Raw genomic sequence first — 18410 nt, forward strand, 5'->3', positions numbered from 1 at the left:
GTTCCGATGTGGGCGATAGTCCATGGCTATGGATGGGTGGCTGCTGCCTCACTTGGCAGGCCAGCATCGCCGAGGAGGCGTGAGCGCAAGGTGGTGGCCGGCGGCGTTGCACGCCGGCGGAGTCAGCTCGATCGTTTCAGGCGGTACAGCACTTCCAGCGCTTCGCGCGGGCTCAGCGCATCCGGGTCGATCGCTTCCAGCATCCGTTCGGCGGCGGAAGGTTGCGCAGGGGCGAACAGGCCCAGTTGTGGCGAGGACTCGGCGGTCGGCGCGTACGCGCCGGCGTGCTGGTGCATGCCGCGCTCGAGTTCGGCCAGGGTGCGTTTCGCGTCGGCGATCACCGATTTCGGCAGGCCGGCCAGTGCAGCCACCTGCAGGCCGAAGCTGCGGTTCGCCGGGCCTTCCTTCACCGCGTGCATGAACACAAGCTGCTCGCCCTGCTTCTTGTCGTGATATTCCACGGCGTCCAGATGCACGTTGGCGATCGCCGCGAACTCGTTGGCCAGTTCGGTGAGCTCGAAGTAGTGGGTGGCAAACAGCGTGTAGGCACGGCTGTGGCGCGCCAGATGCACGGCGGCGGCGCGGGCCAGCGACAGGCCGTCGTAGGTGCTGGTGCCACGGCCGACCTCGTCCATCAGCACCAGGCTGTCGGCGGTGGCGTTGTGCAGGATGTTGGCCGTCTCGCTCATTTCCACCATGAAGGTGGACTGGCCGCGCGAGAGGTCGTCGCCGGCGCCGATGCGGGTGAAGATGCGGTCGATCGGGCCGATCACCGCGCGCGACGCCGGTACGTAGCTGCCGATGTGCGCGAGCAGCACGATCAGCGCGTTCTGGCGCATGTAGGTGGACTTGCCGCCCATGTTCGGGCCGGTGATCACCAGCATGCGGCGGGTGTCGTCGAGCTTCAGGTCGTTCGGCTCGAACGGCTCGTCACGGACTTTCTCGACCACTGGATGACGGCCGCGCTCGATCGCGATGCCGGGCTCGTCGGTGAGTTGCGGGGCGTTCCAGTCGAGCGCCTCGGCGCGCTCGGCCAGGGTGGCCAGCACGTCCAGCTCGGCCATCGCGGCGGCGGCGGCCTTCAGTGGTTCGAGTTTCTCGGTCAGCGTGTCCAGCAGCGCCTCATACAGCGCGCGCTCGCGCATCAGCGAGCGCTCCTTCGCCGACAGCACCTTGTCCTCGAACGCCTTCAGTTCCTCGGTAATGTAGCGCTCGGCGTTCTTCGTGGTCTGCCGGCGCGTGTAATGCGTGGGCGCCTTGTCCGATTGCGCCTTGGTGATCTCGATGTAGTAGCCGTGCACGCGGTTGTAGCCGACCTTCAGCGTGGTGATGCCGCTGGCGGCCTTCTCGCGTTCCTCCAGCTCGACCAGGTACTGGTCGGCGTGGGTGGACAGGCGGCGCAATTCGTCGAGTTCGGCATCGTAGCCGTCGGCGACCACGCCGCCGTCGCGCTGCAGCACCGGCGGCTGTTCGACCACGGCACGGGCGAGCAAGGCCGCCGTATCCGCGTGGTTGCCGATGCGTTCGACCAGTGCGTGCAGCAATGGGCCGAGGCTTTCTTGAAGAGTGCGGCCATGGATGGCCGCTTTTTGATTTCCGCGATCAGGGATGATCGCACTGGCAACTCCCGCTTCTTGATTTTCGCGATCAGGGACGAGCGCACGAGTGAGCTCAGGGGCGGCCAGCAGGCCGTCCCTGAGCGTAGACAGGTCGCGCGGCCGCGCCGAGCGCAGCGCGACGCGGGCGAGAATGCGCTCCAGGTCGCCGATGCCGCGCAGCGTTTCGCGCAGCATCTCGCCGCGGCGGCTGTCGATCAGCATGCCGATCGCCTGGTGGCGCTGGCGCAGCACCTCGCGCGAGCGCAGTGGCCGGGTCAGCCAGCGCCGCAACGCTCGCGCGCCCATCGGCGTCACCGTCTCGTCGAGCACGCCGAGCAGGGTATGTTCGGTGCGGCCGCTGGGGTGGGTGTCCAGTTCCAGGTTGCGGCGGGTGGCCGCGTCCAGCGCGATCGTCTCGCTGGCGCTTTCCACCGCCATGCCGGTGAGGTGCGGCAGCGCGCTTTTCTGGGTTTCCTCGACGTAGCCGAGCAGGCAACCGGCGGCAGCGACCGCCAGCGGCAGCTTGTCCACGCCGAAGCCGCCGAGGTCGCGGGTGCCGAAGAAGCGGTTCAACCCGCGTTTTGCGGCATCGCCGTCGAAGTGCCACGGCGGGCGCTTGCGCAGGCCGGGCAGGGCACTGACCAGTTTCGGCCACGCCACGTCCTCGCCGACCAGGGTCTCGGCCGGCTGCAGCCGCGCCAGCTCGGCGGCCAGCGCCTCGGCGTTGGGCACTTCGCTGAGCAGGAAACGGCCGCTGGACAGGTCGACCCAGGCCAGCCCGTAGGCGCCGTGCGCACCGGTGGCGATCGCCAGCAGCAGGTTGTCGCGGCGTTCCTCCAGCAGCGCGGCGTCGGTCACCGTGCCGGGCGTGACCACGCGCACCACCTTGCGCTCGACGATGCCCTTGGCCAGCGCCGGGTCGCCCATCTGTTCGCAGATCGCCACCGATTCGCCGAGGCGCACCAGCCGCGCCAGATAATTTTCCGCCGCGTGATACGGCACCCCGGCCATCGGGATTGGCGCGCCGCCCGACTGCCCGCGCTGGGTCAGCGTGATGTCGAGCAGCCGCGCTGCCTTGCGCGCGTCGTCGTAGAACAGCTCGTAGAAATCGCCCATGCGGAAGAACAGCAGCACGTCCGGGTGCGCGGCCTTGGCCGACAGGTACTGCCTCATGGCGGGAGAGTGGGTGGCTAACCGATCAGCGTGCGCCTCTTTGTCATTTTTGTCAATCATTTCAAGATTTTGGCTCTTGCTATTTATGTACTGTTTTGGCGGATTTACATGCTAATAGCATGCTGGGGGCCTGATGGGGTGCGAAATGACGTCCAAGTACCGTCCAAGTCCTCGATTCAAAACCTACTAGACGTCCAAGTTCTTTCCTACGAGAAATCAATGAGATACCTTGAATCATCCGAATTTTCGGAATCGCGCTCAATCTGGGGACATTGAACCATGGAAAAGTTGGGCAACATGGGATGATCAGAGTGGTTGGCTCCGTGCACATCGGATTTCGATCGACCTGGCGGGGCGCTCCATCCCACCTGCCCACCATACGGCGCCACCGACGCGCCCAACCACCGCCCAACCCCGGCGCAAACAGCCATTAGCCCCGTGCGATATCCAAGCAGGGGATAAATCGGCATAGATTGGCGGCGTGAAGAACCCACGTCCTCAGTGTCTCAACACGGCCTGCGCGGCCCACCACGACCCGCTGCCGAACTCCTATCGGAAGAAAGGCTACCGGCGCCCCAAGCACACCCCTCGCGTCGCAGGTCATGCTCAGGTCGTGGTGGCTTGACGGTCTCGATTGACACGCACTGCGAACTCCGGTGACGGCTGCCCCTTCGATTTGGACCGTCGTCCGCGGACTCTGATATAGCGCTTGGGCGAGCTGGCTTCAGCCCTGATGTGGTCTACTGCATTGCGACGGCGCACGTAGTGCGCTGAACGGCGTCCGATTGCGTCAGGCCGGAGAGGCGTTGCATCGCTGCATCATCGGTGTTGATGACTGAAGCGTCCATGGCTTTTGCGAGGGTCCGCGCTTGGCTGCCATGCCCTTGATCGACCAGCACGCAGCCGCGCACCAGGGCGACTTTATCTTGAAGCGGAGTGCGCGTTTCGGTAGGTAGCGGTTTGATCTTAGCGTCGAAGACGTCCAGCAGATGCACGGCTTGGTTCCTGTCGCCCGTGATGCGTGCGATGTCTGCGTACTGCATACCAATCATTATTGTTTCCGGATCGGTACTACGCTCATGCGAGCTCATGCTGGTATAGGCTTTGGCGTAGAACGGAAGCGCTTTGTTGTTGAGGTTCTGGTTCAAATAGATCCAGCCTTGGTAATAGTCGAGATGATTGCTCATGGGGTTGTCCGTTCCCAACACGCGAGCGGAGTCGCGGCGCAGGGAGTCGAGATCACTCTGAGCATCGGCATAATGGTTTGCGGCTATTTCGGCACCAATCAGTGAGTCGCGCACATTCAGGTTCGCCGGATACGCATCGCCGTACTGAGTAGCGACCTGTTTGCGCAGGTTGTTCAGCGCGGTCACGGCCTCGTTGTGTCGACCGGCCAGACTGAGAGCTTGCCCAAGTTCCGCATCAACCTGAATCTTCATGCCCAATTCGGCCTTGGGTTGTCCGGGCAAGTGAAGCTTTTGAACTGCATCATGGGCCTTATTCAGCAGATGAATTGAGTGGGTATATTCGCCCGCCATCATTGCTCGCTCTGCGGCATAGTAATAAGTGCGTGTCTGTAGACCGGGTTCGGATAATTGACCATCGTCTGCCTGCTTGAGCAGCGGCGTTATCACAGCGTCAAATTCCTTCAATCGGCCGAGATAGAGCAGGCCCTGCGATTTCATGATGAGTGCTCGTGTTTTCTCAAACGCAAGCGTGGTGTCGTGTGGATGAGCATCAACCAGTGCGATGATTTTGTCGTTCTGATCGAGGGCATGTTTCCAATTACCTCGTGCTCCATCCACATTGATCAAGGTATTGCGTACGTCGATTTCAAGATCCGGATGTTGAACAAAACTTGAGTGGATCTTCGGTTCGGCTTGGTCCAATGCCTGTTGCAGAGTCAGGGTTTGACTACCGCTTTGCATGGGGTTGCTGGCACCGAGAATGTTGTGCACCAGGAATGCGTTGATGGCTGTGGCTTTGGCGTCCGCTTTTTGAGCCTTGGCCGCCTCGATCTTGGCCTCGTTGGTCGCGGCCAAGGCATGTTTCGTTTCTTGACGCGACCGATGTGCATAGAACAGCGAAACCGCCGTACCAGCGACCAGTACCAGCATGGCGGCGGCGATCCACGGCCGCCGGGCACGCGCCAGTGCGGCGCGTCGCTCGGCCACGGCAATGCGATCCCGCACGCTGGCTTCGAGCGCCGCCTTCTGCCGGCGTTGCTCCAGATGGCGGATGCCTTCAGCCAGCATCGCCACCGACTCCGGACGCCGCGCGGGATCTCCATTGGCCGCCGCCGCGATGTCGGCGCGCAGCAAGGGGTCGGGGATGTCGCTCTCCCATCCGGCGGCGAGTGGTCGGCGGAAGTCGCCCACAATGAGTTGGTACAAGGTGACGCCGAGTGCGTAGATGTCGCTCCTGATGGTGGGCACCTGTCCCGCCATGACTTCCGGTGCCAGGTACAGCGGAGTACCGGTGTCCGACGACAATGCCTGGGTCTGCGTGAGCCCCAGTCGGGTAATGCCCAGATTATCCAGCAGTCCTGGATCGAATACTCGGCTGCTGCCGAAGTCCGCCACGCGCAGGTGCCAATCGCTCGGCTCACCGTAGACCAACAGGTTGGCCGGCTTCAGATCCTTGTGCAACACGCCGACGCCATGCGCGGCCGCCACGGTGTTGGCAGCCTCCACGAAGAGCGCCAGGCGCGTTTCCAGCGGCAGGGCTTCGATCCCACTCCCGCCTTCTTGCCAAGTATCCAGGCTGACGCCGCCATATTCGAATTCAATGAAGTACGGTGCCTGCTCGAAATCCCAGTCGATGACATGGACGAGATCCGGGCGTTTGCCCAACGCCTGCTCCAGCAGCCGCCCAACCGTGACCTCGCGTTTGAGACCGGTCAGGCGAAACCCGTCCAGACTGAACTTGAAGACGCGGGTTTGTCCGGTCTTGGTATGCCGGGCCAGCCACACCTCGCCGTCGCCGCGGCGGGCCAGCGCTTGCTCCAGACGCCAGTTGCCCCGACGGGGAACAAGATCGCCCACCGACAGCCGGCTCGCCTCCGGCACATGCTCGACCACGCGGCGGCTGACCTTGGCGTCCAGGCGATAACCAACCTTGGGCAAGGTGAGTATGAGTTCCTGTTCTTCGTCCCGCAGCGCCTTGCGCAGCTTGCCGATGGCGTTGGTCAACACGGCCTCGACCACGATCCGGCCTTCCCACACCGTGGCCAGCAGTTCCTCCTTGGTCACTGCCTCGCCGGCGTGGCGCAGCAAGTACTGGAGTACATCGAGCGGCTTGCGCTCCAGCTCGACAACCACCCCCTCCATGCTCAGCTGCCAGCGCCCCTCGTCAAATTCCGTCTTGCCGAACGACCACCGGTAAAGCGACGGTGCTTCCGGAACCGCGTGACTCAATGTCATTCCCAACCCCTGTTTCGACAGCACCAACAAAAAACAATTTACAAATCAGCTAGATAAATTTCATTTGAACTTCGTTTGAAAGGCGTGAGGACGTCCGGCGAACAGTCCACGGACTATCGGCGCCACCAGAGACTGCTGGTGCCAACCGACCAAGAGGATTCCCCATGCGAGGAAAGATCATCCACTACAACGGCAACGATGGCAAAGGCCTGATCCTGGCTGGCGAACGCCAGTTCGCCTTCGACATCAGTCAGTGGCGCAGCGACAGCGCCCCCACCGTGAACCAGACCGTGGAGCTTGGGATAGGGGGTGACCAACTTCAGTCCGTGACGCGCGTTACCGATGACGTACTGCTGAAAGAGAAGGCCAGCGTGCTGGCTGGCAAACTGGGCAGCGCGGGTGGCGCAGCCCTGCAGTCGTTGAAGGAAGGCACCCCTGCGGTAGGAGCCAGCGCTTGGCTGACCCGACTGGGCAAACCACTGTTGATCGCACAGGGTCTGTTCGCCATCGGTGCGCTGTTCCTGTCGTATCTGGAAATCAAACTCCCAGGCACAGGCATTAGCAGGGGCTTTTCGCTGACCAGTCTGGCCGGGGCAACTGAAAGCCTGGGTGGGTCAGCCGGCAGCAGCTTCTGGCCCTGGCTGGGCATCCTGTCGATCGGGTTGCCGCTGTTCTGGCGCAACCGCTGGGCCTGGCTGGCGCTGCTGCTGCCACTACTGGCCACGCTCAAGCCGTTGTTCGACATCCGTAGCGCGATAAGCCAGGCCGGCAGCGCGGGGGGCAGCTTGTTGGGCAGCGGCTATGCCCAACAGATGAGCGACCAGATCAGCAACATGCTCAGCCCCGGTGCCGGAGCGGTGCTGTGCCTGCTGGCCGCACTGTTTATCGCCGCCATCGGCCTCAAGCGCGCGCTGTTGTCACCGGCGGGCTAAAGCCCCTGGCGAATGAGAATGAGCGGATCAATTTTGGCCCGAATGGCCAGATCGTTTTTACCATGCTAATGAGGATGGCAATGAACAAGACAACGATCCAAAGCACAGCCCTCGTGGCCGCCATGTTTGTGCTGGCTGCATGTTCGGGCAAGCAGAATGACAGCGCAGCACCGGCCACCAAACCCGCCGTCAGCGATTTGCTGTCACCCGCGGTGCTCCAGAAGGCGGCGGCTCAGGCCAAGCAGAACAGCTTGCCCAAACCGGACTACATCACTCCGGACAGCGCCTACGTGGAAATCACCAAGGGCAACCAGCTGATGTTCCTGTATGCGGCGTTCTCCGGGTTGCCACCCGATTACGACAAAATGGCCAGTGCATTCTCGAGTGAATTCCGCAATACATCGGATGAATTCAAGAAACACGACCTGATGGCGGCCATCAAACCGAAGCTGGATGCCGAAATTGCCAACGCGAAAGCACATCCTTACGTTCTGCTGACCGACGACAACCCCGGCCTGTCCCATTACGACTTCGACAAGAAATCGTTCCAGATAGGCACGGCGGAGTTTCAAAGCGGAGGGTATTTCAGATATTACGACAACGGCAACTATGTCATCACACTGACCAACGGCGAAGCGTTCCAGCAATTGCCCGTTGCAGACGAAGCAAAAGCCAAGACCATTGAATCACTGGTCAGCAAATACCAGTCGATCCACATGAAGATCTTTGCTTTCGTCCAGTCGACGGACGACAGCGGTACGCCAACCGTCCAAGCCACGATCACCAAAATCCAACTTCTCGATTCGCACGGGCAAGTGCTGCTCGAAGTGGCGGGAAAGTAGGGCGAGAGAGTGGTGTGGATGCGCGCAGGCGCGTACACGTTCAGTGGGATCAAACGTATCGGCGATAGCCGATTCATCAAGGGGAATACCATGAAAACCAAGGGCATGATATTGGCCGTCGCCGTGGCGATGCTTGCGGGCTGCTCCAACGCGCCGCCGAGCAACATCGAGATAGGACAAGCGATCTATGAGCAGTATAGCTCTACGCTGACCAATCTCTCGTGCTCCGAGAATACTGATGGAACCAAAGTTTTGAGGAAGTTTTTGAGTATGCCAACAGAAGCGCAGTCACGTGAATACGGCATCAGTGGAATCAAAGCGTTTTTGGGTGGCGGCACTATAGATCAGATTTGGGTGATGACCTGTAGCGACGGTTACAACAAAGACGAATGGGGGTTTTTAGGTGTAGGCAGGGGATCCGACGGAAAGATACACGTATGGCAAGTGCCGCATGCCAAAGGGCGAGTTCAATTCTGAAGTGCACCACCCCAAGCGGTAGAGCGACACGGACGTGTGCACTTCGTAGTTGAATCCGCCAGGCCAAACCATCACAGGGAACAACACCATGAGCACCGCTTTTCAACTGCGGGTGGGGGTACTTGCCCTCGCTTTCACTCTCGCCGGAACCGCCACCGCACAAGATCAACCAGCTCACGCCGGCACCGCCGCCCAACCGTCCACTGGCAGCAAGATTGGCGGTTTCTTCAAGCAGTTCGGACACAGCGTAGGACGGGCAGCCACTCAGATCGGTGGGTCGACGATTCAGTCGATCACGCACACAAATGGCAGGATGCCCCTCTTTGGTAGCGGTGCCGCCAGCACTGCTGCCCGAGGTAATGATGGAATCCATGGAGATGAGCTGGACGGTGGCATGGGCTGGAATCACTTGGTCTTCGACCCGCCGGAGATCGACGGGTACACCCACATCCGCTGGGGCTCAAGCGCCCAGTCGCGCTACAACGTCCGGGGCACATCCGGGGAGGCTACCTGCGATCCCGAGTACATCGGGCTGGCCGTGACGGGCCGCACCATGCCCACCACGCCTAAATCGCTCACCTACTGCCTGGGGCAGGAGCAGATGCTGGATTCATCCGCGACCGAGGACACAGTGCGTAAGCGCATCGCCCAATTGGGAGCCACTCGCAAATATTATTATCGCGGACAAATAGTCGGAATGTTCTGGAACACGCCCGGTCAGCCTCGCCTGACGCCCACCGACCAGGACATCATCATCCAGCTGCTGGGAGGGACGGTGACGGGAATGGTGCAGGGTGACTTTGGACTGAGCTTCAACATTTTTGGTCCCCACTGGTCTTCGGGCGACATGAGGTCGGGACTCTACCCCCATTTACCCGCCCCGACACCTCCAAACGTGATTCCTGAAGCAGCTACTTACAAGCTGGTGGTTGACATTGATCACACCAAGGTCGCCCCTTACCAACTGACCTCGCTGAGTTACATCTTCTTTTCCGTTGGAACCCCGCGGCTACGCTTCAAAGATCGAACGGAAACGATTTACGACCTGCCGGTGCGTATCGACAAGATCGTGTTTGTGGGTGATGGATTCAAGTCAGAGTACGACGAGAAGGAACCCATGCCATGACGTGGATACGCGAAAGCAGAAATAAGGTGTGAAGACAGTGGCGGAGTGAACTTTAATTTGGTGCGGGTCATAGAAAATCGACCCAGGTTTTGGACTTGGATTCGGCTGTCTGACTTTCATCACCTAAACATACATAAAGGAGTGACGAGCCGTGGGATTCTTCATTTTGTTGATCGTGGTCGTGGTGATCATCGTAGTCGTGAAAAAGGGCAAGGGCTGGAGGGACTCCATGCCTGCGCCGCCGGGGTTCAACCCGACTTTCCAATACAAAAACATCATTGCCATCGACGTGAACCAAGAAGTGCTCATGGCCAAGGACGCGTTATCAGGCCGGGTCACTTATACGAAGAAGGCCGACATCCTGCGCTGGAACTCCGTGACTGGGGGCGGGGGTACGGATCAAGCTGCCTTGCAAATCCACGTACGCGACTTGCACAACCCTATGATCCACGTCAGCTTCGGCAGCTTCAGCCCTAAGCAGGGCGAAATTCAGAGGCAGTGGGCTTCCCGCTTGTCCACGTGGGTCAACAACTCCTGACCACCCAGCGTTGGGCGCGTCTCGTCCAAACCAGCCCTGTTCCCGGTGTGGTTGGGGCGGCTTGCAAGTGGACTCGGCCCTGCCTACTCGCCTCCGCTCCTTTCGCCGATGGCCTAACCAGGTGAGGCCATCGTTTCACGGGGCATACTGACAACATCGCCGTCCGTCGTTACTTCCAATCACCGCCCAATGACACCGGGGCCCAGCATGGCCGATCTTCTCTTTCTCGACACCGAGTGGAACAACGATGCCGTGCGTGAGCTGGTCAGCTTGGCCCTGGTCAACGCGGATGCCACCCAATGCTTCTACGCCGAGCGGGCTCCACGCCCCGGAGCGCCGTCATCCTTCGTCAGCAAGGTGGTCTATCCGCTCCTGGACGGTGGCGATGCAGCGCTTTCGGATGAGAGCTTCGGTGAGCAACTGCGGGTGTTCGTGGCATCCTTCGACCATCCACGCATTCACTTCGACGGGGCGATCGACAAGAGGCAGTTGGCGAGGGCGCTGACGGGGTTTGGTGCGTGGAGCGGTGAGGTGCCGGCGTGGGAGCCGGTGCTCGTCACACGCCAAGACGTCCTGGGTGAACTGGAGATCTATTTCGGCTGCAGACCCGAGAGGGCGGCGCGCCGACATCACGCCGCCGTGGACGCTGAGGCATTGCGCGCCGCTTACATCACGATATTTGGTTTGTGAGGTCTTTCCTCTCACGACCAGCGTGAAACCCGGGCTTGGGCGACGCCCAGGTTCTGATTAGCCCGAACTTGGCCCAGCGATCCACCAGCCAACCAACCTTTTCTGGTCAATTCGCACCGCACCGTGGGCCTTGTTCCCGGTGTGGTGGTACGCCATCAGCGCTCCAGCTGTTCTGGATTGCTTGCCCGTCTCAGGTGCAGGCGGCCACGTCGACCCCTAACGCGCCCGTGGACCACTTCACTCCGTTCTCGTCGCGACCAGCGCTGGTCGTCATCTCGGTCCGTTTGTCCGGGACCTTTTGGCTGGTTAATTCCAAGCACCCAGACTTGCTTGAGGAGTCGGCCAAGTGGTGGGCGCTATCCACGCGTTGAGAAGGTTCTGTCGCTGAACTGTGGGTGCATTCGGGCGTTGGCATTTAGACGGCTAAACGGAGTCGAGGTTTGGACGGCGTCCAACCCCGTTTCGGGGGTTGTACCCGGGTCAAAACACCGGTTTTTGACGTCCAAGTTCCGTCCAAGTGGGCTATCCGATGGGTCTGTGTGCCCCGGAACCCGCGCCCCGCTTGGGGTTGTTCACCATACGGACATTCTGCCTCATGAACGGGGTGTGCTTGGTGAGATCGTCTTGGCTCATGCAATGCAAGTCTTGGCGTGGTCGCGCGGAACGGGTAGAACGGTGCCTCTGCGCGTGGCGCACAGTTTCGTCCAAGTCCGGGAGTCTCGCATGGAGTCGTCGTCTGTTCCTACCGATGCCGAGTTGCTGGCACTGGCCGGCGAGGTGGCCAGCGAGGTGCAACGTTGTCGGCTGATGCTGGTGACGGCCGAATCCTGCAGCGGCGGCTGGATTGCCAAGACGCTGACCGACCTGCCGGGCAGCTCGGCCTGGTTCGACGCCGGCGTGGTGACCTACAGCTACGAGGCAAAGGAGGCGCTGCTCGGGGTCAACCCGCGTACGCTGGAGCACACCGGCGCGGTCAGCGAGGAAACCGTGCTGGAGATGGTATCCGGCGCGCTGGCGCGCTTCGGCGCCGGCGTGGCGGTGGCGGTCACCGGCATCGCCGGGCCGTCCGGCGGTACCCCGGACAAGCCGGTCGGCACGGTGTGGATCGGCTGGAAACGCCGCGGCGGCTACGGCCACGCACAACTGTTCCACTTTCCCGGCGACCGCGAGGCGGTGCGGCGGCAGACCGTGGCGGCGGCGCTCATCGGCTTGCGCAAAACGCTGACGGAGTGACGCGCAATCGCCCGCCAGACCGGCTTGACCGATGTGGGATACTGGCCCGGCCGCCGGCGATCCGACCTGATCGCAGCCCGTGAGATCCGATCCGGGCATCATGCCCCCCAATCACAGCCCAACCGGAACACAAGACGATGGATGACAACAAGCGCAAGGCGCTCACCTCCGCCCTCGGCCAGATCGAAAAGCAGTTCGGCAAGGGCGCGGTCATGCGCATGGGCGACCGCGTCAACGAGGCGATCGAGACGATCTCCACCGGCTCGCTGGGGCTGGACATCGCGCTCGGCGTCGGCGGCCTGCCGCGCGGCCGCGTGGTCGAGATCTACGGCCCGGAATCGTCCGGCAAGACCACCATGACGCTGCAGGCGATCGCCAGCTGCCAGCGCGCCGGCGGCACCGCCGCATTCATCGACGCCGAGCATGCGCTCGATCCCACTTACGCCGAAAAGCTCGGCGTCAAGGTCGACGACCTGCTGGTATCGCAGCCGGATACCGGCGAGCAGGCGCTGGAAATCGCCGACATGCTGGTGCGCTCGGGCGCGGTGGACATGGTGGTGGTCGACTCGGTGGCCGCGCTGACTCCGAAGGCCGAGATCGAGGGCGAGATGGGCGACTCCCACGTCGGCCTGCACGCCCGCCTGATGAGCCAGGCGCTGCGCAAGCTCACCGCCAACATCAAGAAATCCGGCTGCCTGGTGATCTTCATCAACCAGATCCGCATGAAGATCGGCGTGATGTTCGGCAGCCCCGAGACCACCACCGGCGGCAACGCGCTGAAGTTCTACGCCTCGGTGCGCCTGGACATCCGCCGCATCGGCGCGGTGAAGAAGGGCGAGGAGATCATCGGTTCGGAAACCCGCGTCAAGGTGGTCAAGAACAAGGTGGCGCCGCCGTTCCGCCAGTGCGAGTTCGAGATCCTGTACGGCGAGGGCACCTCGCGCGAGGGCGAGATCATCGAGCTGGGCGTGGCGCAGAACCTGATCGACAAGTCCGGCGCCTGGTACAGCTACAACGGCGACCGCATCGGCCAGGGCAAGGAGAACGTGCGCCAGTTCCTGCGCGACAACCCGGCGATCGCCAACGAGATCGACAAGCAGCTGCGCGAGCGCCTGCTGGTACCGGTCGGCAAGCCGGCCCCCGCCGCGCCGGAAGAGGCGCTCGAGGAAGTCTGAGCGGTGATCGTTGGTGTTCCCCAGCGGAAGACATGGCCCGGCTCGCCCGGGCCATGTCCGTTTGCGTGGCCATGAAGCGCCCGCCAGGCAAGGACGAACCGGCCAGGCCGAAGCGCAGCGCGTACGACAAGGCGCTGGGCCTGCTGGCGCGCCGCGAGCACTCGCGCAAGGAGCTGAAGACCAAGCTGCGCCAGGGCGGTTACGAGGGCGGCGAAGCGACCGACGCGCTGGAGCGGCTCGGCGAGCAGCACTACCAGGACGACGACCGCTTCGCCGAGGTGCTGCTGCGCAGCCGGATCGCCCAGGGTTACGGCCCGTTGCGTCTGCGTGTGGAGCTGAAAAGCCACGGCCTGGCCGACGCGCGTATCCGCGAGCTGCTGGACGCGGCCGAGGTCGACTGGGTCGCTTCGGCCGCCGCCCAGCTGCGTCGCCGCTACGGTGGCGCGGGTACGGCGGACCCCGCCGAGCGTACCCGGCGGGCGCAATTCCTCTTGCGCCGCGGCTTTGCCGCCGCCACAGTACGAAGTGTTACCCACGCCGATGTGGACGAAGCCGACGATATTTCCTGAAATCCGTCATCCGCAGATGATGGGTTGACGGGTCGGGCGGCCTGGCCGCGGCGTGGCCTTTATCGCCTGCCACCTTTGATCCGCATGAAAACCTCCGACATCCGCTCCGCCTTCCTCGACTACTTCCGCTCCAAGGGCCACACCATCGTGCCGTCCAGCTCGCTGGTGCCGGCCAGCGACCCGACCCTGCTGTTCACCAACTCGGGCATGGTGCAGTTCAAGAACGTGTTCCTGGGCAGCGAGAAACTGTCCTACGTGCGCGCGGCCGACGTGCAGCGCTGCCTGCGCGCCGGCGGCAAGCACAACGACCTGGACGCCGTGGGCTATACCGCGCGCCACCACACCTTCTTCGAGATGCTGGGCAACTGGTCGTTCGGCGACTACTTCAAGCGCGACGCGATCGCCTATGCGTGGGAGTTGCTGACGCAAGTCTTCAAGCTGCCGGCGGACAAGCTGTGGGTGACCATCTACCACACCGACGACGAAGCGTTCGACATCTGGAACAAGCAGGTTGGCGTGCCGGCCGAACGCATTGTGCGCATCGGCGACAACAAGGGCGCGCCATATGCATCCGACAATTTCTGGCAGATGGCCGACACCGGCCCGTGCGGCCCGTGCACCGAGATCTTCTACGACCACGGCGCGGCGATCGCCGGCGGCCCGCCCGGCTCGCCGGACGAGGACGGCGACCGCTACATCGAGATCTGGAACCTGGTGTTCATGCAGTTCGACCGCGCGCCCGACGGCACGCTGAGCCCGTTGCCGGCGCCGTGCGTGGACACCGGCATGGGCCTGGAGCGCCTTGCCGCGGTGCTGCAGCACAAGCATTCGAACTACGAGATCGACCTGTTCGCACACCTGATCCGCGTCGCCGGCGAGCTGACCGGCACGAAGGACCTGGGCAACAAGTCGCTGCGCGTGATCGCCGACCACATCCGCGCCTGCTCCTTCCTGATCGTCGACGGCGTGCTGCCGTCCAACGAAGGCCGCGGCTACGTACTGCGCCGGATCATCCGCCGCGCGCTGCGGCATGGCTGGATGCTCGGCGTGCGCGGCGACTTCTTCTGGAAGATGGTGCAGCCGCTGGTCGAGGAAATGGGCGAGGCCTACCCCGAGTTGCCGGCGAAGCAGGCATTCGTCGAGGACGCGCTGCGCACCGAGGAGCATCGTTTCGGCGAGACGCTGGAACACGGCATGCGCCTGTTCGACGACATCGCCAATAAGAGCCGGGCGGCGAAGTCGGGGGAAACCATTTCCGGCGTCGACGCGTTTCGCCTCTACGACACCTACGGTTTCCCGGTCGACCTCACCGCCGACATCGCGCGCGAGCGCGGGCTGGAGGTCGACATGGCCGGTTTCGAGCAGGCGATGAACGAACAGCGAGCGCGCGCTCGCGCCGCCGGCAAGTTCGAGGCCAAGGGACAGATGCCGGCCGAGCTGGCCAGCGAGCTCAAGCCCACGATTTTCCTTGGTTACGAGGCGCTGCAGAGTGAAGGCAGCAAGGTGCTCGGCATCGTGCGCGGCGGCAAGCAGGTCGATCAGCTGGGCGAAGGCGAGGAGGGCTTGCTGATCCTCGACCGCACGCCGTTCTACGCCGAGTCCGGTGGCCAGGTCGGCGACACCGGCACGCTGTCCAATGCGGCTGGTCGCTTCGAGGTTGCCGATACGCTGAAGATGGGTGGCGTGTTCTTCGGCCACGCCGGCCGCTGGCATGGCGGGCGGCCGCTGCGTACCGGCGACACGGTCGAGGCGCGGGTGGATGCGTCGCGCCGCCAGGCGATCGTGCTCAACCATTCAGCCACTCATCTGCTGCATGCGGCGCTGCGCAAGGTGCTAGGCACGCACGTCGCGCAGAAGGGCTCGCTGGTGGCGCCGGAACGGCTGCGTTTCGATTTCTCGCATCACAAGCCGATGAGCCACGACGAGGTAGCACGGGTCGAGGCCATGGTGAATGCCGAGGTACGCCGCAACGCGGCGGCCGAGGTGCACAACATGGGTTACGACCAGGCGATCGAATTCGGCGCGATGGCGCTGTTCGGCGAGAAGTACGGCGACGAAGTGCGCGTGCTGAAGATGGGTGACTTCTCCACCGAATTGTGCGGCGGCACCCACGTGGGGCGCACCGGCGACATCGGCCTGTTCAAGATCGTCAGCGAGGCCGGCGTGGCTTCCGGCGTGCGCCGCATCGAGGCGGTCACCGGTGCCGGCGCGCTGGCCTGGGTGGTCGACGAGGAGCGTCGCCTGGCCGAGTTCGCGCAGCTGCTTTCCAGCAGCGGCGACGAGGCGGTGGAGAAGCTGCGCCAGCTGTTCGACCGCCAGAAGAAGCTCGAGCGCGAGCTGGAATCGCTGCGCAGCAAGGCGGCAGGTTCGGCCACCGCCGACCTGGCCGGAGCCGCAAAGGATGTCGGTGGCATCAAGGTGGTGGCTGCGCGGCTGGAAGGGCTCGACGCGAAGTCGTTGCGTGACAGCGTGGACCAGCTCAAACAGCAGCTCGGTGACTGCGTGGTGCTGCTGGCCGGCGCGGCCGAGGGCCGCGTCGCGCTGATCGCCGGCGTGCACGGCAGGGCGCTGGAGCGGGTCAAGGCTGGCAACGTGGTGGCCCACGTCGCCAGCCAGATCGACGGCAAGGGTGGTGGCCGACCGGACATGGCCCAAGGGGGCGGCACCGACACTCCGAATTTGCCGGCCATCCTTGCCGCACTGCCGAGTTGGGTCGCGGCCCAATAGGCGACAAGCAGCCGAGCTGAACGCACCGTCCGCCATGCTGGCGGTGCATTGCGCAGGAGATTCCGGCTCAGTTACTATCGGTCCAGTGTCGGCGCGATCGGTAACGGTGGTGTCGCCAGTCAGGACGCTCAGGAGTGTTTTGGCTGTGAGCCGGGAAGGCGGTAGGGCCTTCGGCGGATCAATCGTCGAACTGTGGACAGGCGGGCGCTCAGGGGTGAGGCACCGTCGATTCGCAGGCCTGTGACCAACAGCACTATGGAGTAGCAATCATGTTGATTCTGACCCGCAGGGTCGGTGAAACCCTGATGATCGGCGACGAGGTGACCGTTACCGTTCTTGGCGTGAAAGGCAATCAGGTGCGCATCGGCATCAATGCACCGAAAACCGTGGCCGTCCATCGCGAAGAGATCTATCAGCGGATCAAGGGCGAACACGACGCCGGCAGCACACCTGATGAGTCCGCTGAGCATTGATCCGGTGAATTGAGGCTTTACCTCGACCGCGCCGGTCGGTATCCTTGCCGGCTCCGCAGCAATGCGAAGAAAACCCCGGAGAGATGCCCGAGTGGCCGAAGGGGCTCCCCTGCTAAGGGAGTATAGGGTCAAAAGCCTTATCGAGGGTTCGAATCCCTCTCTCTCCGCCAGATACGCAAAACGCCCCGCACGGGGCGTTTTGCGTATCTGGCGGAGAGAGGTGGTGGACGAACCCTTCGTTCGACAAAATTGTCTGGAACCATTTTGGACAGCCGCAGGCTGGCCCTGGAGCGCGCAGCGCGGNAGGGTGAATCCCATGGATGGGATTCACCATCCCCGCACCCTCCACGTCGCGAGGCGCTCATCGAAGNGGGCGTTTTGCGTATCTGGCGGAGAGAGGTGGTGGACGAACCCTTCGTTCGACAAAATTGTCTGGAACCATTTTGGACAGCCGCAGGCTGGCCCTGGAGCGCGCAGCGCGGCAGGGTGAATCCCATGGATGGGATTCACCATGGATGCGCCGAACAATCCCCGCGCCCTCTACGCCGCGACGCATTCCATTGAAGTGAGCTTTTGCTCGCCGGTGAAGCAGGGCGTGTTTGGCAGGAGGCTGCACCGAGGCTTCGACTCCGCAGCTTCGGCGTTACGTTCAGTCCGGACGGCTGGGGGCAATTCTTGACGCCAAGTCTCTGGCCCGTGCGGGCCTCACCCCACCGCCAATCCGCGCAGCTCCACGCGATCGCCGTCCGCCACCAACACCGACCCTTGCTCGTACCAGTCCCCCAGCACGATCCGCTCGGCCGGTTTCCCGTCCAGCTCGAAACGATGGATGGCCGGGCGGTGCGTATGCCCGTGGATCAGCCGGGTCACGTCCGCCTTGCGCATGGCTTCGGCCACGGCATCAGCATTGACGTCCATGATGCTTTCCATCGTGCTGCCGGTATGCGCCTTGCTGTCCTCGCGCGCCTTGGCGGCGAACGCGCGGCGCGCCTGCAGCGGCATCGCCAGGATCTGCGCCTGCCACTCGGGCGTGCGCACCTGTTGGCGCACGGCCTGGTAGGCGAGGTCGTCGGTGCACAGCACGTCGCCATGCATCAGCAGGGTACGGCGGCCGTGGATGTCGTGCACGGCGCCGTCGTCGAGCAGGGTCAGGCCGGCGCCTGCGGCGAACGCCGAGCCGAGCAGGAAGTCGCGGTTGCCGACCATGAAATACACCGGCACGCCGGCATCGCGCACGGTACGGGTGGCGGCGGCGATGCGCGCAGGCAACTCGGCGTCGTCGTCGTCGCCGATCCAGGCCTCGACCAGGTCGCCGAGGATGTACAGCGCGTCGGCGTGGCGGACTTCGTCGCTGGCCAGGTAGCGCTCGAACAGGTCGGTGATCTGCGGACGGGCGGGGTCCAGGTGCAGGTCGGCGATGAACAGGGTGGCCATC

14 protein-coding genes and 1 tRNA gene are annotated in these 18410 nt (G+C 63.2%); 12 read left to right on the top strand and 3 right to left on the bottom strand.

The window, feature by feature from the left end; all coding sequences use genetic code 11:
* Positions 1-122: 122 nt before the first annotated feature.
* Entirely contained in the window at positions 123-2771 is a 2649-nt protein-coding gene (mutS, locus tag RHOOR92_RS0109320) for a DNA mismatch repair protein MutS (protein ID WP_051281175.1), read from the bottom strand.
* Positions 2772-3511: 740 nt separating this feature from the next.
* On the bottom strand, positions 3512-6193 hold the full coding sequence (locus tag RHOOR92_RS0109325; protein WP_027490118.1) for a winged helix-turn-helix domain-containing protein: 2682 nt from the start codon (positions 6191-6193) through the stop codon (positions 3512-3514).
* A gap of 164 nt (positions 6194-6357) precedes the next feature.
* Between RHOOR92_RS0109325 and RHOOR92_RS0109330 the strand changes: the two genes are divergently transcribed.
* The 12 genes from RHOOR92_RS0109330 to RHOOR92_RS0109380 all read left to right on the top strand — a co-directional run bounded on the left by RHOOR92_RS0109330 (position 6358) and on the right by RHOOR92_RS0109380 (position 17145).
* Complete coding sequence (locus RHOOR92_RS0109330) at positions 6358-7125, top strand: hypothetical protein (protein ID WP_007507985.1); 768 nt, start codon at positions 6358-6360, stop codon at positions 7123-7125.
* 80 nt (positions 7126-7205) lie between these two features.
* Positions 7206-7967: a DUF4852 domain-containing protein gene (locus RHOOR92_RS0109335; RefSeq protein WP_007507987.1), complete on the top strand. Its 762-nt coding sequence runs from the start codon at positions 7206-7208 to the stop codon at positions 7965-7967.
* Between the two features lie 90 nt (positions 7968-8057).
* Positions 8058-8444, top strand: coding sequence for a hypothetical protein (locus tag RHOOR92_RS19590; RefSeq protein WP_155950217.1), 387 nt, complete (start codon positions 8058-8060; stop codon positions 8442-8444).
* A gap of 88 nt (positions 8445-8532) precedes the next feature.
* Positions 8533-9570: a hypothetical protein gene (locus RHOOR92_RS0109340; RefSeq protein WP_231378360.1), complete on the top strand. Its 1038-nt coding sequence runs from the start codon at positions 8533-8535 to the stop codon at positions 9568-9570.
* A 151-nt stretch (positions 9571-9721) separates the two neighbouring features.
* On the top strand, positions 9722-10108 hold the full coding sequence (locus RHOOR92_RS0109345) for a hypothetical protein (protein WP_007507990.1): 387 nt from the start codon (positions 9722-9724) through the stop codon (positions 10106-10108).
* 207 nt (positions 10109-10315) lie between these two features.
* Positions 10316-10798 (top strand): hypothetical protein, encoded by a 483-nt coding sequence (locus tag RHOOR92_RS0109350; protein ID WP_007507992.1) that lies wholly within the window; start codon positions 10316-10318, stop codon positions 10796-10798.
* A gap of 723 nt (positions 10799-11521) precedes the next feature.
* The gene (locus RHOOR92_RS0109355) at positions 11522-12031 is read left to right on the top strand and encodes a CinA family protein (RefSeq protein WP_015448235.1); all 510 of its coding nucleotides are present in this window, start codon (positions 11522-11524) and stop codon (positions 12029-12031) included.
* Positions 12032-12168: 137 nt separating this feature from the next.
* Positions 12169-13206 carry a recombinase RecA gene (gene recA / locus RHOOR92_RS0109360; protein WP_007507996.1) on the top strand — a complete coding sequence of 346 codons (1038 nt, stop codon included), beginning with the start codon at positions 12169-12171 and terminating at the stop codon, positions 13204-13206.
* Positions 13207-13238: 32 nt separating this feature from the next.
* A complete protein-coding gene (locus tag RHOOR92_RS0109365; RefSeq protein ID WP_015448234.1) occupies positions 13239-13775 on the top strand; it encodes a regulatory protein RecX in 537 nt (178 codons plus the stop codon).
* A gap of 84 nt (positions 13776-13859) precedes the next feature.
* On the top strand, positions 13860-16502 hold the full coding sequence (gene alaS / locus RHOOR92_RS0109370; protein WP_027490120.1) for an alanine--tRNA ligase: 2643 nt from the start codon (positions 13860-13862) through the stop codon (positions 16500-16502).
* 269 nt (positions 16503-16771) lie between these two features.
* Complete coding sequence (csrA, locus tag RHOOR92_RS0109375) at positions 16772-16975, top strand: carbon storage regulator CsrA (RefSeq protein ID WP_007508001.1); 204 nt, start codon at positions 16772-16774, stop codon at positions 16973-16975.
* Between the two features lie 77 nt (positions 16976-17052).
* Positions 17053-17145, top strand: a tRNA-Ser gene (locus RHOOR92_RS0109380).
* Between the two features lie 535 nt (positions 17146-17680).
* On the opposite strand, the gene RHOOR92_RS0109385 is transcribed toward RHOOR92_RS0109380, so the two are convergent.
* Complete coding sequence (locus RHOOR92_RS0109385; RefSeq protein ID WP_027490121.1) at positions 17681-18409, bottom strand: UDP-2,3-diacylglucosamine diphosphatase; 729 nt, start codon at positions 18407-18409, stop codon at positions 17681-17683.
* Position 18410: the final 1 nt, after the last annotated feature.

This window comes from Rhodanobacter sp. OR92 (assembly GCF_000427545.1).
In the GTDB taxonomy this organism is placed as follows: domain Bacteria; phylum Pseudomonadota; class Gammaproteobacteria; order Xanthomonadales; family Rhodanobacteraceae; genus Rhodanobacter; species Rhodanobacter denitrificans.